15 protein-coding genes and 2 pseudogenes are annotated in these 15967 nt (G+C 61.8%); 7 read left to right on the top strand and 10 right to left on the bottom strand.

Annotated elements, in window-relative coordinates; genetic code table 11:
• The first annotated feature begins 117 nt into the window (after positions 1-117).
• Together ACX80T_RS10465 and ACX80T_RS10460 are read left to right on the top strand one after the other, a co-directional pair.
• Positions 118-3201, top strand: a complete 3084-nt coding sequence (locus ACX80T_RS10465; protein ID WP_459304373.1) for an FAD-binding and (Fe-S)-binding domain-containing protein — start codon at positions 118-120, stop codon at positions 3199-3201.
• Positions 3198-4691: an NAD-dependent succinate-semialdehyde dehydrogenase gene (locus ACX80T_RS10460; protein WP_019482251.1), complete on the top strand. Its 1494-nt coding sequence runs from the start codon at positions 3198-3200 to the stop codon at positions 4689-4691. Before ACX80T_RS10465 ends, ACX80T_RS10460 begins: the two co-directional genes overlap by 4 nt.
• A gap of 20 nt (positions 4692-4711) precedes the next feature.
• Here the strand turns inward: ACX80T_RS10460 and ACX80T_RS10455 are convergent, their stop codons facing one another.
• The 4 genes and pseudogenes from ACX80T_RS10455 to ACX80T_RS10440 all read right to left on the bottom strand — a co-directional run.
• Positions 4712-4930: a hypothetical protein gene (locus ACX80T_RS10455; protein WP_024475856.1), complete on the bottom strand. Its 219-nt coding sequence runs from the start codon at positions 4928-4930 to the stop codon at positions 4712-4714.
• A 255-nt stretch (positions 4931-5185) separates the two neighbouring features.
• Entirely contained in the window at positions 5186-5578 is a 393-nt protein-coding gene (locus tag ACX80T_RS10450; protein ID WP_237742080.1) for an MFS transporter, read from the bottom strand.
• Between the two features lie 238 nt (positions 5579-5816).
• Positions 5817-6470: a GntR family transcriptional regulator gene (locus tag ACX80T_RS10445; RefSeq protein ID WP_024475854.1), complete on the bottom strand. Its 654-nt coding sequence runs from the start codon at positions 6468-6470 to the stop codon at positions 5817-5819.
• A 133-nt stretch (positions 6471-6603) separates the two neighbouring features.
• Positions 6604-6755 (bottom strand): annotated as a pseudogene (locus ACX80T_RS10440) (IS982 family transposase); the annotation flags it as partial.
• Between the two features lie 240 nt (positions 6756-6995).
• Between ACX80T_RS10440 and ald the strand changes: the two are divergent.
• Positions 6996-8114 carry an alanine dehydrogenase gene (ald, locus tag ACX80T_RS10435; protein ID WP_459304372.1) on the top strand — a complete coding sequence of 373 codons (1119 nt, stop codon included), beginning with the start codon at positions 6996-6998 and terminating at the stop codon, positions 8112-8114.
• Between the two features lie 354 nt (positions 8115-8468).
• On the opposite strand, the gene ACX80T_RS10430 is transcribed toward ald, so the two are convergent.
• The 3 genes from ACX80T_RS10430 to ACX80T_RS10420 form a co-directional block, all read right to left on the bottom strand.
• Complete coding sequence (locus tag ACX80T_RS10430; RefSeq protein ID WP_459304371.1) at positions 8469-8747, bottom strand: LysE family transporter; 279 nt, start codon at positions 8745-8747, stop codon at positions 8469-8471.
• A gap of 133 nt (positions 8748-8880) precedes the next feature.
• Positions 8881-9210, bottom strand: a complete 330-nt coding sequence (locus ACX80T_RS10425; protein WP_459304370.1) for a LysE family translocator — start codon at positions 9208-9210, stop codon at positions 8881-8883.
• Positions 9207-9413, bottom strand: a complete 207-nt coding sequence (locus ACX80T_RS10420; RefSeq protein ID WP_459304369.1) for a hypothetical protein — start codon at positions 9411-9413, stop codon at positions 9207-9209. The genes ACX80T_RS10425 and ACX80T_RS10420 overlap by 4 nt, the downstream gene beginning before the upstream one ends.
• Before the next feature lie 75 nt (positions 9414-9488).
• Between ACX80T_RS10420 and ACX80T_RS10415 the strand changes: the two genes are divergently transcribed.
• Positions 9489-10472 carry a LysR family transcriptional regulator gene (locus ACX80T_RS10415; RefSeq protein ID WP_459304368.1) on the top strand — a complete coding sequence of 328 codons (984 nt, stop codon included), beginning with the start codon at positions 9489-9491 and terminating at the stop codon, positions 10470-10472.
• A gap of 489 nt (positions 10473-10961) precedes the next feature.
• Here ACX80T_RS10415 and ACX80T_RS10410 read toward each other — a convergent pair whose 3' ends face one another.
• Positions 10962-11267 carry an SOS response-associated peptidase family protein gene (locus ACX80T_RS10410; RefSeq protein ID WP_051317599.1) on the bottom strand — a complete coding sequence of 102 codons (306 nt, stop codon included), beginning with the start codon at positions 11265-11267 and terminating at the stop codon, positions 10962-10964.
• 1170 nt (positions 11268-12437) lie between these two features.
• On the opposite strand from ACX80T_RS10410, the gene ACX80T_RS10405 reads away from it, so the two are divergent.
• Both ACX80T_RS10405 and ACX80T_RS10400 read left to right on the top strand, forming a co-directional pair.
• Positions 12438-12944, top strand: coding sequence for a DUF6328 family protein (locus ACX80T_RS10405; RefSeq protein WP_019483900.1), 507 nt, complete (start codon positions 12438-12440; stop codon positions 12942-12944).
• Between the two features lie 94 nt (positions 12945-13038).
• Positions 13039-13272: pseudogene (locus ACX80T_RS10400) on the top strand (IS3 family transposase); the annotation flags it as partial.
• Between the two features lie 45 nt (positions 13273-13317).
• Here the strand turns inward: ACX80T_RS10400 and ACX80T_RS10395 are convergent.
• The gene (locus tag ACX80T_RS10395; RefSeq protein ID WP_024477259.1) at positions 13318-14145 is read right to left on the bottom strand and encodes a GAF domain-containing protein; all 828 of its coding nucleotides are present in this window, start codon (positions 14143-14145) and stop codon (positions 13318-13320) included.
• Positions 14146-14366: 221 nt separating this feature from the next.
• Here ACX80T_RS10395 and ACX80T_RS10390 point away from each other — a divergent pair, with 221 nt between their 5' ends.
• Complete coding sequence (locus tag ACX80T_RS10390; protein WP_024477258.1) at positions 14367-15122, top strand: GAF and ANTAR domain-containing protein; 756 nt, start codon at positions 14367-14369, stop codon at positions 15120-15122.
• 129 nt (positions 15123-15251) lie between these two features.
• On the opposite strand, the gene ACX80T_RS10385 is transcribed toward ACX80T_RS10390, so the two are convergent.
• Positions 15252-15884, bottom strand: a complete 633-nt coding sequence (locus ACX80T_RS10385; RefSeq protein WP_024477257.1) for a class I SAM-dependent methyltransferase — start codon at positions 15882-15884, stop codon at positions 15252-15254.
• Positions 15885-15967 lie beyond the last annotated feature (83 nt).

Below are 15967 nucleotides of genomic sequence, written 5' to 3'. Positions count from 1 at the left end.
TCATCCCCGCCCTCGTCGTCACCGCCAACGAAATCACCACCGGCCTCGAACGCTTCGAAAACGCCGTCGGCGCCGTCACCGGAGCCGTGCCCGCCACGACTGGGGCCTGAATCAACCATGGTTGATGCCGTTCACTCCCCCGCGCGCCCGGCAACGGGCACCCGCCGCTCCGGTTCGCCTGACCCCGGTCAGCCGGCTGTGCTGGCACGCCTGGCATCGGCAGGTGTGGCCGCGGACAGCTCTCCGCGCCGCCTCGCGGAATACTCCTACGACGCCTCCAACTACCGGGTGGCCCCACTGGCTGTGGTGTTTCCGCGGACAGTGGAGGACGTCGTCGCGGTTGTTGCCGCGTGCCGTGAAACGGCAACGCCGCTGATCGGCCGCGGCGGCGGGACGTCCATGGCGGGCAACGCCATGGGTCCCGGCGTCGTGCTGGATTTTTCCCACCACATGAATTCGATCCACGAAATCGAGGAGGCTGCGGGCACCGTGACCGTAGACCCCGGTGTGGTTCTGTCTGTCCTCTCCCGCGAAGTGGAGAAGGCAACGGGCAACCGCTTTACCTTCGCCCCGGACCCGTCCTCCAAGAACCGCGCCACCGTGGGCGGTTCGCTGGGGAATGACGCCTGCGGCAACCACTCCGTCCGTTACGGCAGGACCTCTGACCACGTGGCAGAGATCGACGTAGTCACGTCCGACGGCGCCCGGCTCACCGCCACTAGCACAGGCCTGCGTGCCACGGACCCTAAGGACAGGGCCTCCGCCGCCCGCGCTGCCGCCCTGACTACTTCCTTCAAGGACCTGGCCCACAACCACCTGTCCGAGTTCCGCCTTGAGCTTGCCCGCATCCAGCGCCAGGTTTCCGGGTACCACCTGGCCAACCTGCTGCCGGAAAACGGGTTCAACATTGCCCGCGCCCTCGCTGGGTCCGAAGGGACCTGCGCCATCATTGTAGGCGCCCGGATGAAGCTCGTCCCCAAGCCCGCCACCGCCCTGCTGGTGTGCCTGGGCTATGCAGACGTGGTGGACGCTGCGCGCGACATCATGACCATCCTGGAGTTCTCACCGGCTGCCGTCGAAGGCATCGACGAGGCGATCGTTGACACCATGCGCTTCCGCCGCGGGGACGGCTCCGTGACGGCCCTGCCGGAGGGCAAAGCCTGGCTCTATGTTGACCTCGACGGCGATAACCCGGACGAGGTCCGCGCCGAAGCGGACCGGCTGCTGGCCCGGCTCAAGGAAAGCGGCCGGCTAGTGGACGGCCGCACAGTTCCGGACCTGCAGGAGCGGGCCTCCCTGTGGCGTGTCCGCGAGGACGGCGCAGGGCTTTCCGCTCGGCTCTCCACCGGCGGTGAATCCTGGCCCGGCTGGGAGGACTCCGCGGTCGCGCCGGAAAACTTGGCCGGCTACCTTTCGGATTTCCGTGAGCTACTGGCCAGCCACGACCTCACAGGCGTTATGTACGGCCACTTCGGTGCCGGCTGCATGCACATTCGCATCACCTATGACCTGCGCACCGAGGCCGGCCGGTCCGTGTTCCGCGGCTTCACCAAGGAAGCCGCCGAACTGGTTGTCCGCCACGGCGGTTCGCTCTCCGGCGAACACGGTGACGGTCGGGCACGCTCCGAACTGCTGCCGCTGATGTACTCCCCGCGCATGCTGGCGGCCTTCGCCTCCTACCGGCGCGCCTGGGACCCGGAGGGAATACTCAACCCCGGCTCCCTGACCGATCCTGATCCTATGGACGGTAACCTGGCGTTGGAGGGCATTCCGCAGCGGCAGTGGCGCACCAGCTTCGACCTGCGCCCGCTCGGCGCCGGCGGCGGATCCACCACCGAGACTGACGCACCGGAAAAATCCGCGGGCAGCGGCACGGACCCCTGGGTACACGCGATCCAGAGCTGCATCGGAGTGGGCCGTTGCCGCACGGATTCCGGCGGCGTGATGTGTCCTAGCTACCGCGCCACCAAGGATGAAAGAGATTCCACCCGCGGCCGCTCCCGCGTGCTCCAGGACATGGTCCGCGGCGCCCGCACTGTGGAGGAAGGTTGGAAGTCGGAGGAGGTCCGCGAAGCCCTGGATCTTTGCCTGTCCTGCAAAGCATGCTCCAGCGACTGCCCCACCGGCGTTGACATGGCCACCTACAAATCCGAATTCTTTTCCCACTACTACGCGGGCAAGCTCCGCCCGATGTCGCACTTGTCTCTGGGCTGGCTGCCCCGCTGGCTCAAACTCACGGGGCGGATCGCGCCGCTGGTCAACGCTGTGATGTCCACTCCGCTCGCCAAGGCGGCCTCCGCACTGGGCGGGCTCACCACCCGGCGGGCGCTGCCCCGCTTCGCGGGTGCCGGTGAGTGGCGCCGCGAAGTGGCAGCTTCCGGCGTCGGGCCCATTACCAAGTACGACGACGGCGCCGGGCCGGATGCCGACGGCGTGGTGCTGTTCGTGGACACCTTCACCCGCGGCTTCCGGCCGGAGGTGGCAGGTGCCGCGGCGCGTGTTCTTGCCGCTTCCGGTTCCACGACGGAATGCTCGGCGGACGCCTGCTGCGGCCTGACCTGGATATCCACCGGCCAGCTGGACACCGCCAGGAAGCTGATGGGCCAAGCGGCAGTGGCGCTCGACGACGGCACGGACCGCCCCATCGTGGTGGTGGAACCCAGCTGCGCCGCGGCGCTGCGTAAGGATCTTCCCGAGCTGGTCCACACGGACCAGGCCCGCCGGGTGGCAGCCCGCGTGCGCAGCTTCGCATCGCACATAGAAGAGCTCACCCAAACCGGCTGGATACCCGCACCGGCAGAGCCCCTTCCGGAGCGAGTGGTGCTGCAGACACACTGCCACGAGTACTCCGTCTTCGGAGCCGGCATCCAGCGTTCGGCGCTCGGCGCGGTGGGCGTGGAGAGCGTCGTGGACGCAACCGGCTGCTGCGGTGTGGCCGGTAACTTCGGTTTCGAAAAGGAGCACTTCGACGTCAGCATGCTGGTGGCCGAGCAGTCGCTGGCCCCGGCGCTGCGCCAGACGGAGGTCGACACTGTGGTCCTCACCGACGGCTTCTCCTGCGCCATGCAGGTCAAGCAGCTCGATGGTTCCAGGCAGGGCCGCCATTTGGCCCAACTTTTAGACCCCGGCGAACAGGCGGCAGTAAACTCCCGGCGCAGCCGCCAGCCACTCCCTTCCACCCACGAAAAGGATCCCTCATGAGCATCCAGGCAACCACCGACCCGCAGACCTCGCAGAAGGCGCTCGACGCCGTCGCCAAGGTCAGCACCAATCTTTACATTGACGGAGAATGGGCCGAAGCGGCTTCCGGCGCACGGTTCGACGTCATCAACCCCGCTACCGAGGGAGTCATCGCTTCCGTTGCCGACGGCGGGCCCGAGGACGCCCGCCGGGCGATCGAAACGGCCGGCCGGGTGCAGAAGCAGTGGGCCAAGACCGCGCCCCGGGAGCGCAGCGAGATCTTGCGCCGTGCCTACGACCTGATTATGGCCCGCCAGGACGAGCTGGCTCTGATCATGACCACGGAAATGGGCAAGCCCTTCGCCGAGGCCAGGGGCGAGGTGGCCTACGCTGCCGAGTTCTTCCGCTGGTTCTCGGAGGAAGCCGTCCGTATCGGCGGTGACATGACCACGACCGGTGACGGCAAGAACCGCATCCTGGTCACGAAGGAGGCGGTAGGGCCATGCGTCCTGGTGACGCCGTGGAACTTCCCGCTGGCGATGGGTACCCGGAAGATCGGCCCCGCCATCGCAGCGGGCTGCACCATGGTCTTCAAGCCGGCCAACCTCACCCCGCTGTCCTCGCTGGCGCTGGCGGACATCTTGATCGAGGCCGGCCTTCCCAAGGGCGTGCTGAACGTTGTCACCACCACCAAGGCCTCCGACGTAGTGACCCCGTGGATGGAAAGCGGCATTGCCCGCAAGGTCAGCTTCACCGGTTCCACCGGCGTGGGCGTGCGCCTGCTGGAGCAGGCTGCCAAGAACGTGATGCGCTCCTCGATGGAACTGGGTGGAAACGCACCCCTCATCGTGTTTGAAGACGCTGACCTGGACCGCGCCGTGGAAGGTGCGTTCGCTGCCAAGATGCGGAACATGGGCGAGGCCTGCACGGCCGCCAACCGTATCTTCGTCCAGCGCTCCGTTGCCGCCGACTTCTCCGCCCGGCTCGCCAAGCGCCTGGGTGAGCTGAAAGTGGGCGACGGCGCAGTGGACGGCACCGATGTCGGACCCCTAGTGGAGGAGAAGGCACTGAATAAGGTCCAGGAGCTCGTGGATGACGCCGTTTCCAAGGGCGCCACCGTGGTTTGCGGCGGGTCCCGTCCCGAGGGTAAGGGCTACTTCTACTCCCCCACTGTGCTGTCCGATGTAAGCTCCGACGCGGCGCTGATGAGCGAGGAAATCTTCGGCCCGGTGGCTCCGGTCATCCCGTTCGACACCGAAGAGGAAGTGCTCCGGCTGGCCAACGACACCCCGTGGGGCCTGGCCAGCTACGTGTTCACCCAGGACCTGGACCGCGCCTTCCGCGTCGGTGACGAACTCGAGGTGGGCATGGTTGGCCTGAACACGGGCATCGTCTCCAACCCGGCGGCTCCGTTCGGCGGCATCAAGGCCTCCGGCCTGGGCCGTGAGGGCGGACGCGTGGGTCTGGACGAGTTCCTGGAGATCAAGTACATGGCCATCCCGCGCGTCTAAGCATCGCAAACCAGAAGCCGCTAGCCATGATCATGTGCATCGGGATGGCCAGCACAAACAGGCCAATCAAGGAAAAGAAACCACATTGGCTTGCCTCCGATCTTGTCGGAGCGGGCGCCGGCCAGCGGAATCATCAGCATCACGGCAATCTGCCCCACGAACATCAGAGTCAGCACCGTATTGGCAACCATACCCACCGAACCCTCAAGGTACGTAGGCATGTAGGTGAGCGCCAGCATGGGGGCGCCAATAATGCCGCACCAGGTCCTTTGCAGCTGTGCTCGTGGCCGGTTCCGGCTCTCCGCTGGCCGCCAGTTCCCGAAAAACCGGGGTGACTTCAAGCCTGTTACGCAGGTACATGCCGATAATACTCACCGGACCGCAATCAGGAAGGGAAGCCGCCAGCCCCCTTCGGTCATGGCACCTTCACCCAGGATCAGCATGCAGAGCAGAACAACGAGGGAACCGAGGGCGAAGCCGCCCAGCGTGCCGAACTAAAGGAAGATGCCATAAAAGCCGCGCTTCTTGTCCGGCGCGTATTCGGCCATGAAGTCAGCCGCACCGCCGTACTCTCCGCCGGTTGAGAATACCTCAATCATTCGCAGCAGGATCAGCAGGGCCGAGGCCAGCCAGCCGACCAGCGCGTGCGTCGGGAGAAGGCCAATTGCGAAGGTCGGGGCTGCCATTACAATAATGGTCAGCGCCAGGACCCTCTTGCGTCCCATCCGGTCGCCCAGGGGACCCCAGAACAGCCCGCCCAGCGACCGCACCAGGAAGAAAGGGCAAAGGAGGCGAGCGTCCAGACTCTTCCCACGGCGCCTTCGCCGGGGGAAGAAGTTGGCGGTGATGTATGTGGCGGCTACAGCGTAACGCCATAATCGAACCATTCAGTGGCATTACCCATAGCCGAGGCAGCGATGGCCCGATGGAGCACTTTCTTGCCTGCTCGGGACGTTTCGTCTGGAGTCGTGAACCCCGCGCCCGGAGCAAATGTGTCGTTCATCAGATTACGCCCCTGTCCCCTTGTCGAGGCAACAGGTAGGAAAGTTATCGGGGCACAGCAAAGGGCCGTTGGCACATTGCACCGGCGCCCTTCTGGGAAGGCTCAGGGTGTATCGAAGGCGATTAGGGGATCAGCCGCATCAGCGCGTCATCCATATGCTCGGCCATGAGCTTCTCGGCGAGGTCCGAGTCACCGCGGGAAATAGCCTCTGCAATGCCCTTATGTTCGGCAATACGCCGATCGGCCGTGTCGTAAGTGCTCTTGAGGGCATTGAGGCACATCTGCGTCTCCGTCAAAAGTGTGTCATGCATTTTCTTCAGGCGTGGACTCCCTGCGAGCTCTACCAGGAGGGCATGGAAGCTCATGTCCGCTTCTGTCATCGCCTCGCTGTTCGGGGACTCGGCGGTGTCCTCCATGGCTCGCACAGTTTCCATCAGCTTGGCGGCGCTACCCTGGGGGTCCGTACTGATCACGCGGCTGATGGCGGCAGCCTCAACAGCGGAGCGGGCCAGATAGATGTCCCGGAAGTCGTCCTCGTCCATCGAGACCACAAAGAGGCCCCGGTTTCGATGACTGACCAGCAACCCTTCCTGGGTGAGGCGCTGCATGGCCTCGCGCAGAGGGCCGCGGCTAACGCCGAGTTCTTTGGCCAGTTCAGCTTCTCCGAGCTGGACGCCCGGAGCGAAGTCACCGCCGGCAATAGCATCGCGGATTTTGCGGGCGATAATGACCGGAGTGGACTCCTGTACGACCGAGCCTAAGGCTCCCCTTTTCATCCTGTTTCCGTCCTTGCTGCGATGAGCTCCACCAAGCGGACCCGGTTGAGTTCTGGAACTTTTAGCGACCACTGCCATCCTGTCTCATAGTTGACAATTTAATAGTTTACTAGATGTTTAATTGCTATTGGATTCAGTGGTCGTTGGCGATCAGCGATCCTTTTCGGGGCGTGCCGGTCAGCCAGTTATGCCAGATTCCGCTGCGAGGGCCAGGAGCCGTGCGACGACGCAGGCTTTGACACCTTCAAGGGTGCGCCCGCCGTGTTTTTCGAGGGTGGGTTGGCCCCAGGTCAATGACGGCCGAAGTGGCCTCGAAGCTTCGTCTCCACTCGTCCGGCCCCGCCGGCCACTAAATCAAGGGACGCTTCGCTGTGAGCTGGGTTACACAACCCAACGCTTTGTGTAGTATTGTCAACAATACTAATGTAATTAAATTTGAGACGCCGCCCTTACAAAGGCTGTCAAGGGGAAGCCCGGACACCGAGTATCCGGCGGCCTCAGAAGAGTCTGGACTGGAGCTACGAAATGATCATTGGTGTCCCCGCAGAAATTAAGAACACCGAGTTCCGGGTGGCGATCACCGCCGCCGGAGTCCATGAGTTCCGCACGCACGGCCACGCGGTCCTGGTGGAGCGCGGCGCAGGGCTAGGCTCGGGCATCACGGACGAGGAATACGCCATCGCCGGCGCAGAGATCGTCACCGAAGCGGACGATGTCTGGTCCCGCGCTGACATGGTCATGAAGGTCAAGGAACCCATCAAGTCCGAGTACCACCGCTTCCGCAAGGGCTTGATCCTCTTCACCTACCTGCACCTCGCCGCCGAACCCGAACTCACCCGGGAGCTCATCAACTCCGGCGTCACCGCCATCGCCTACGAAACCGTGCAGGTAGGCCGCGCCCTCCCTCTGCTGGCCCCCATGTCCGAGGTAGCCGGCCGCCTCTCCGTGCAGATGGGCGCATCCTCTCTGTTGGCCCCTGCCGGCGGCAAGGGCGTGCTGCTCGGCGGCGTACCCGGCGTCCGGCCCGCCAACGTGGTTGTCCTGGGTGCCGGCGTAGCCGGCACCAACGCGGCCGCCATGGCCCTGGGCCTCGGCGCCGACGTCACCATCCTGGACATCAACATCAACCGCCTGCGTGAACTGGACGCCCTGTACCGGGGCCGACTCAAGACGGTTGCGTCGAACAAGTACGAGATCGAGAAGTCAGTGGTGGACGCGGACCTGGTGATCGGTTCCGTCCTGATCCCCGGTGCCAAGGCGCCCAAGCTGGTGACCAACGATTTGGTGGCCCGCATGAAGCCGGGCTCAGTCCTGGTGGACATTGCCGTGGATCAGGGCGGCTGCTTCGAGGACACCCGCCCCACCACGCACCAGGAACCCACGTACAAGGTCCACAACACCATCTTCTATTGCGTGGCCAACATGCCCGGCGCCGTGCCGAACACCTCCACCTACGCGCTTACCAACGTCACTCTTCGGTATGCGGCGGCCCTCGCGAACCTGGGCGTCAAGGCCGCCTTCGACCGCGACCCCGCCCTCGCCGCCGGCCTGAACATCGCTGCCGGTCATGTTGCCCACCACTCCGTGTCCGAGGCCCACAACCTACCCCTCGTGGCGGACTGGCACGAACTGGTCTCGGCCTAGCGCTTGCTGCCCCAACTCCCAAAGGACGCTATATGATCCGGAAAAGGGCGACGCCTACGCTCCGGCTGTTGTGGCCGCTCCTTCTTTAGGTTGTTCCCCTCGATTCGATAACGGACATCCGGCCCCAGCCGACTTTCTGCCCGCGATGCACACCTTGTAGCGAATTCGTTCGTATCCGCAATAACGGAGCGTAACTTGGTCAGTTGTGACTGTTAATTGGGAATAGCGGTTAATTGCGGTCTGGTATGGCGGTTCAACTGATTCCGATTGACGAGGGTTGAGCGTGCGGCTTTGGCGAACACATCGGTGATTGTTTTGGCTAGCTCTTTGGTGGCTGACGGCTAATCGGCAGTGTTAGATCAGCACGACCGTGATACCCAGGACGATGAGCACTACACCTGCTACGGCATCAATGACGATCGGTCCGGAGCCGGCGGTGAGTGACCGACCGACCCGGTCGGCAACCGCGGACAGTAGCGCACCGTAGAGCAGGATGCAGCCGGCAACTGTTGCCACGAGCAGGGTGTGGTCGATCGGACTGGGCGACTGCGGGAGAAATGGTGGCAGTAGTGCCAGAAAGAAGAGGCCGGTCTTCGGATTCGTTAGTGAGCTGATGACGCCAGTGCGGAACACGGAGCGGGCAGTGTTCCTTGTGCCGTCACCGGCTGTAGATGTTCGGGGCACAGCCGTGATTGCATCGCCTGAGCTGCCAGCGGTCGCACTCCGATCGTTCTCGGTTCCTTCCGAGTAGCGGGTCGGCAGTTCACTAGTAGTTGAAAGGGCAGGCGCTGCGGTTCCTGCCCTTCCGGCTGCGTTTCACTTGGTAGAGGGCTGATATACCCAAATACGTGAGGTAGCTGCCGCCAATCCACGTTAGGCCAGTACGGACGCCAGGGAACTGCTCCAGCAGCACCGCGACTCCCGTCAGTGCGAGCACCGCCCAGACGATGACGCCCAGGGTGACGGCTGCGGTGTAGATGAGTCCGGTACGCACATGGTGGGTACCGAATTTCAACATGAGGAAGGTGTCCGGCCCGGGTGTCAGCGCCAGGATGATGCTTGCTCCGAGGAAGGATAAGTATTCTGCGCCTGTCACCGGTGCTCCCGCTGCATCTCACCCATCACCCGGGCCAGGTCGGAATGCTGCCCGAGAGCATGCCAGCCGCATCGCAGCGTGGCCAGCACATCACCGTGGTCAAGCTCATGCCACGGGAGGCGTTCTGCCCGCGGGCAGGCGCCTCGTCCGATGCCGAAATACACCGCGCCCACAGTGCAAAGTGGAAATATCAGTGCGCCCATGGTCGACTCCTTGTGCCTCGTCCTCCTGTACCCGGTCCTCCCAGAGTGACTGGTCTTGAACAGAATGAAAAGCACATGATCGCGTACAACCATAAGGTGACGACTTATGATGGTGGGGTGTGGGATTTGAACAGGTTAAGGGTTTGGCGGGCGGTGGTGAGAACAGCTTCCGTTAGTGGTGCTGCCCGCAATCTCCAGTACGCGCCGGCCAGCGTCAGCCAACACATCATCGCCTTGGAAAGATCTGTGGGGTTTCCGCTTTACCGCAGGGTCGGGCGGGGAATCGAGATCACCGAGGCCGGTCGACGGCTCGCCGATGAATCTGAGGCGCTGTTCGCCGAAGCCGACAGGCTTGCCGCCTTTACCGAGGCGGTCAGGTCCGGCCCTCGGTCGCGACTGGCGATCGGATGCTTCTCATCGGTAGCTAAGGAGTGGATCCCCGGGGTGTTACGTGAGGCAGTCAGGCAGTTCCCGGACCTGCAGTTCAACATCATGACCAATGAGCCGCTGATGAGTGCCGAACGCCGGTTCGGCGATGTCGATATTGCCAATGAACCCGGACATGCCGGGCCTATCGGAGTGCCCGGATACCGGCGGGAGAAGCTCATCGATGACGACTACATGGTGGTTCTGCCCCAGGCCCATCCCTTGGCTCGGCAGGCAGAGATGGCGGTTGTCCAGTTGGCAGCAGAATCGATGGTCGACCTCGACGTCTTCGGCGGGCCTACCGGTGAAGTCATTGACCATGTCACCCAGGCTGCCGGCTTTACCCCCAATTATGTGGCCCGAGCTGAAGACCATTACGGCATTCTGGCCATGGTCACGGCAGGAGTCGGGGTCACGGTACTACCCCGGCTCGCCATTGGTGACCTTCCCAAAGGGCTGACCGCACGGCCACTCGTCGATCCCACGCCCGTACGACGGGTAGTACTCCTTATCCGCCGGGAGATCGAGCACCTCGACCATGTCGAGATCATCCGCCTCGCTATCCATCGCCAGGCAAGCATCAACCGAGGTTACGCGCGGGACCGCCGACCAGCACCCAAGGACGCTAGATGATCCGGAAAATGCGACGCCTACGCTCCGGTTGCTGTGGCCGCTCCTTCTTTGAGCTATTCCCCTCGACTTAGTAACGGGCGCACCGTTCCCCAGTAGACTTTCTGCCTGCGATGGACAGCGGGTTGTAACGAATTCGTTCGTATCCGCAATCACGGAGCGTAACTTGGTCAGTCCAGCAGAAACATGCCCGATTACGTAGCGGAAATCAGTACCGGTTTCTATGTTCCGCTTCTACTCGTTGGAGATGAGTTCTGGTTCGCTCAGCGTTGTGGGCGAACTGTTGGTGTGACTGTCCGCTAGGAATGGCGACTAATCACAGACTTGAGTGGCGATTGCGCTGTTCCGCAAGCCGGTCCCCCACCGCAACGCACGTTTCTAACCAGGTTTTCGGTTAAGACATTAGTGCCGTCTGACTAGGAGATTCGCGTATACCCCGCCCGAGAAATTGTCTCGCTTTGGTGGCTCAAGTGTGATTGGCAAGCTATTGGGCTAATTCGATGAGCTGTGGGCCATTGTGCCCACTGAGCCGACTTCGTTGCCGATGACTCGGGGCACCAGATGAGGCTCGGGCACGGAGCTGACCAGCTCTCGGACTTGGTTCTTGACCGTGGTCGCCGGGTCCAGCCAGTCCGCTTGGAGGACTTTGAGGATGATCAGCGGTGAGCGTTCGTGGATATGCCCCAGCGCGTCGGTGGCCGACGTCGAAATAGCAGTGGCAGTGACCAACCACTTATCCGGGTGCTCCTCGGGCAACTCGGGATTGGGCCAGAACTCATAAAGGCCAGCTACGGACAACAGCTCGCACTCGCACCTGCCAGGGCAGGTAGATCGGGAAGAAGCATCATCGCGGTGTGTCATTCTGATCCCCATTGTTGCTGGGCGGGTCTTCCGCGCAATCAGGGCGCGATGCGCCGGGAGCTGACCAAACTTTCGTTCGGCGCTCCTCCGTCGCTCATCTCCTCCCAAAAGTTCGGCCCTCTCCCGGTCCCCCAAGTTGCACTCCGGCCCCTCATGCCCAGCAGTGACTCCTCTATCAGAACGGCACCAGGAGGGAAAATCGTTCGAAAGAACTTTTACCAAAGTCATGTACCTTCCCCGCCACTGCGCCATGAAGTAGTAAGAAAGCCCACCAAGGGCTTCAGGAGAGAAAGGAGGTGACCCTGCACTGGAAACGGTAACCCACCCACCAGAACAGGCACACCCTGTTCACCATCTGAGCCAGTTTGTGCACAGTCAGAGAGCGAAACAGCCTCTGACTAGGGGAAACACTGTGCCCGAAGTGGGACTTGAACCGGCTTTCAGCCCTTGCAAACACTGGCCTCCCCCGAAAACCTCCCCAAACCTCCCCAAACCGGCACCGATCCGCCCCAGTCCGACACCCAAGGTGTGCACAATGTGCACACCCCTTTTTCTGCCCTGTTGTTGCCGCACCTGCTCGGCACCGTCGCCCTTGCCGGAGACCTACTACCTGTCCTGAGGGTTTGATCAGACTGAGAAGACAGGCGGTCCCGATATAGGACGAAGTCTCGGGTGAGTCCCAGACCAATACAGAGATGTGTACGCTCTGAAGCCGTGAGACTCATGATGTACGAACCTCCTTTCTCGAATATCTCATCGAGGAAATGACGAAAGCGCACATGACTAATGCGTGCAATGTCGCGAGATCGAAATTGACTAGTAGTCGCGTGAGATGCCTCGCGACGAACGACTATGAACTCCCTCGGGCGGATTCGCCACGGTACGAACGCGGCTCCCCGAGGCGGCAATGGTGGTCTCAGGACCATCGCCTCCCCTGGGCTGAGTATCCGATCCCTTCCATGGGAAATCCATATGAGCCCGAGATGGAACCCGCTGCTTGAAAGGGATAACAGTAATCTTCGGTCCGGACATTCGGCCCTATCCGGGTGTGAAGAGGTTCAGGTACCCTGCGCTCTTATAGGCATTGCAACACATTGAGGAAGACTTATGGAAAAGCCAGCCGACAAGACCATCGTGGATCAGACTCGACAGGAAACCCTTGAGGAGCAGTCGGATCGGAACTGGAATGAACTGCTGCAGGAACTGCGGGTGATGCAAACGGGCACACAAATTCTTATTGCTTTTTTATTCACGATCCCGTTTCAACCCACGTTCGACGACCTCGACGACGTCCAGCGTGTCACCTACCTGATCCTGGTGATTATCGCTGCAGTGATGATTGTTCTGCTGCTGGGACCGATCGGTCTTCACCGGTCATTGTTCCGGCGCCGCCTCAAACGGCAGATAGTCGAACGCAGTGCCGTGTTGGTGCGTTTTTCGCTATTGGGCACTGCCCTCCTCGCGGCCGGCGGTGCTGCCCTCGTCTTTGACATCGTGCTTGATAGAACGGCAGCACTAGTCGTCCTGATCGGCCTGTTGGTCGCCGCAGCCCTACTCTGGTTGGTCTACCCCACCGTCGTCGGACGGCAGAACACAGGTCCACCCGATCAGTGACCCTCCTCGCTTCGATCCTCACCTGAGTGGCCCAAGGATCCTCCTTGCACTTCCGCGCTCGACGGGTGCGGTATCAAATCACATTCAACGCGGCCCCGCGTTCGGGTACCGGTTCATCGCCGACGAACTCGAAGTTCGGGGCTTCACCGTCGGAGACAACGGGGTCTCCCGGTTGTGCAGCAGCCAACGCATCTGGTCCGTCTTCACCAAAAAACGCGGTCTGACCCGCAAAGCTGGCCCACCGGTCCACGATGATCATGTCCAGCGGAACTTCACGGCGACGGCGCTAGATCAATTGTGGATGACCGACATCACCGAGCACCGCACCGCTTGCATTCCAGCCAACGTTGCGATCGATACCGCAGCCCATTCCTCAGTTATTGATCTCCTGTTGGATGATCATTGCTAGGGCTTTGAGTTCTTGTTGGTCGTCTGCGGAGAAGCCCCGGGGTTTCTGGTCGATGATGCAGAAAGTGCCAACGGCCCACCCTTTCGTCCCGAATATCGGGTACCCGGCGTAGAAGCGGATGCGCGGTTCGCCGGTGACCAGTGGATTGTCCCTAAATCGCAGATCGGCCAATGTGTCGTTGATGATCAGCGGACCGGCCCGGCGGATGGTTTCATTGCACAGCGCAACGTCCCGGGGCGTGTTCTGACCGAGCGGTCCTACAACCGATTTGAGGAACTGCCTCCGGTCAGTGATCAGGGCCACGCTTGCAGAGCTGACCCCGAAGTGTTCCTGTGCCTGACGGGTGATCCGGTCGAAGCGTTCCTCGGCGGCGGTGTCTACCAAACCGGTCTGGTCAACGGCCACCAGCCGCTGATATTCGGCCTCTCCCGGCAGGAGGAAGGACACACCAGCGGCGCCCAAATCGCTGAGCGCCTGATCCACAATCTCCTGCGCCTGATCGAGGCTGCCAGAAATCATCTGACCCGTACTGTTAGTACTCGTTACCTCAGCGTCGGTGCTGTAGGGGACGCGGTACTGCGAAGTGGTGTTCTGCAGAATTTCGTTGAGGGTGAGGGCAAGGATGTCTCGTTCAACCGGGGGCAAGCCCACCACGCCTAACAGGTAGGCCTCCAGCTCAATCTGGGACAGCACTCCACCCCGGGCGAAGTACTCGATCCACAACTGGGCCGGTTTCATTCGGGTCTGGGTCGCACCGGCGACGGTGAGCTGCTGCTGTGTTCGTGCATCCATGAATAGCCTTCAACTCGCTTCCTGGGACCGACTGCCCTGTACACCAGGGGGCGTATAGTTCCCAGCGATATCAATGAATACCCCAGCCCACTAAAGGTTAGCCGAGGGCCGGACATGAATGTCAGAAAAACTGCCTCTTTGTTGTGTCAGCTTTTGTTGTGTCAGCGAGAATATGGTCCACATACCCTGGTGCGTGGTGCCGCCGGTTCTAGACTGTAGCCATGGCAGAAGGCCAGGGTGTGGGGTCGGTTGCAGCGCAGCTTCAGGAGCTGATTCTGCGGTCCGAGAATGTCGAGGTGTTCCTCGAGGCGTTCACTGTGCACGCGTCGAAAATCCTGGGTCCGAAGGTCGAGGTTCTGTGTGGGATCACCCTCAAACGAAGGGACCGGTTTGTGACCGCGGGCAGCAGCGGCGAGGCTATTGAACTGGATGAGGTTCAGCACGGTTACAGCGACAGTCCTTGCATCCAAGCTGCCCGGACCGGGCGGACTGTTGTTGTCGCAGATGTCCGTAGCGATAGGCGATGGCCGGTGTTCTTCCAAGGTTTGGAGGACCGCGGGTTTGCCTCAATCCTTGCCATACCCGTGGTGATCGGTGGAGACGACGGGGTCGCGCTCAACCTCTACAGTCGCAAGCCCGAGGTTTTCACCCCGAACGTTGTTGAACATTTTGAACTGTACGCGGGTGAGGCCGCCAGCAGCCTTGAGCTGGCCCTTAAACTGGCGTTCTATCGAGACGCTGCGGCGGATCTTCACGCAGCCATGGAATCACGCACGAACATTGACATGGCTGTGGGAATTATTATCGCCCAGAACCACTGCACCCAGGCTGAAGCGGTTCAAATACTCCGGCGGGCTGCCAGGCATCAACAGATCAAACTACGTGCGCTGGCGGAACGGATCGTCCAGACGATCAACTCGGCGCCGGCAACCACCCACTTCGCCCCCGCCCCCGGGCAGAGCTACGGGAAAAACTGAGCCGGGTTGCAGCAGAGGAATACGAGCAAACATATTATGATCTACAAGCCGGTCCGTCACCCGACGCCGCCGCCAACAAACAGGCGGCATGATTCCCGGGACGGTTCACTGAGACCGGCTATTCGGGTGTCAGTGCTTCAGGATGAAGATCCCGTCGGGTCCGGTATGAGCGTTTAGCGCACCTGGTTTGGAATGAACGCTCACCGACCAGGCTGAGTCCTGTTCGAAGGAGCTGAGGTGCCAATCGGAGAATCGATTCAGGAACAGTAATCCTGCGAGCCTTGCCGCGGCGTCTTGGGCCTTCGGACCACCCCTTGTAGCAGCGGTGGTACCAACGACAAACAAACCACCGTCTACTAACAGCCCAGAGACCTTCCTGAAAGCGTCCTCCAAAATCTCTTCAGAAAGGAACGCTGGCACGTTGCCTGACATCAGGATGACCTCGTACCGGTCGGGAAGACCCTCGGCGCGCAGGCGCTCGTCGGATAGTTCTTCCACTGCCAGTTGTCGATACCAACCTCCATCGAAAATGTCCTCGGCCACATCCAGAACCGCCCGAGTCGGATCAATGCCGTAAGCCCTGTGCCCGCTCTGACGCAGTGCGTTAGCTGCCGATCCGATGCCGCACCCTATATCGAGGATCCGACTGTTGCGGTGGGCCAGCATGTCTATAAACCGTGCGTCGACCTCGAAATCCGTACCCTTTCCCACAAGCTGGCGCATCTTGTCTGCGTAAGCATCGAGGTCAGCACTTGGGATCATGAAACCCATGGTTGGGTCCCCGGGTAGGAGTCCAGCTGGCATGAGCCCTCGTCGGTAGTCCGGTGGCACCTACGGATGGCACC

Source organism: Arthrobacter sp. Sr33 (genome assembly GCF_054511195.1).
The sequence above is the reverse complement of the archived record's forward strand: the minus strand, read 5'-3'. Positions and strand labels throughout refer to the sequence as shown.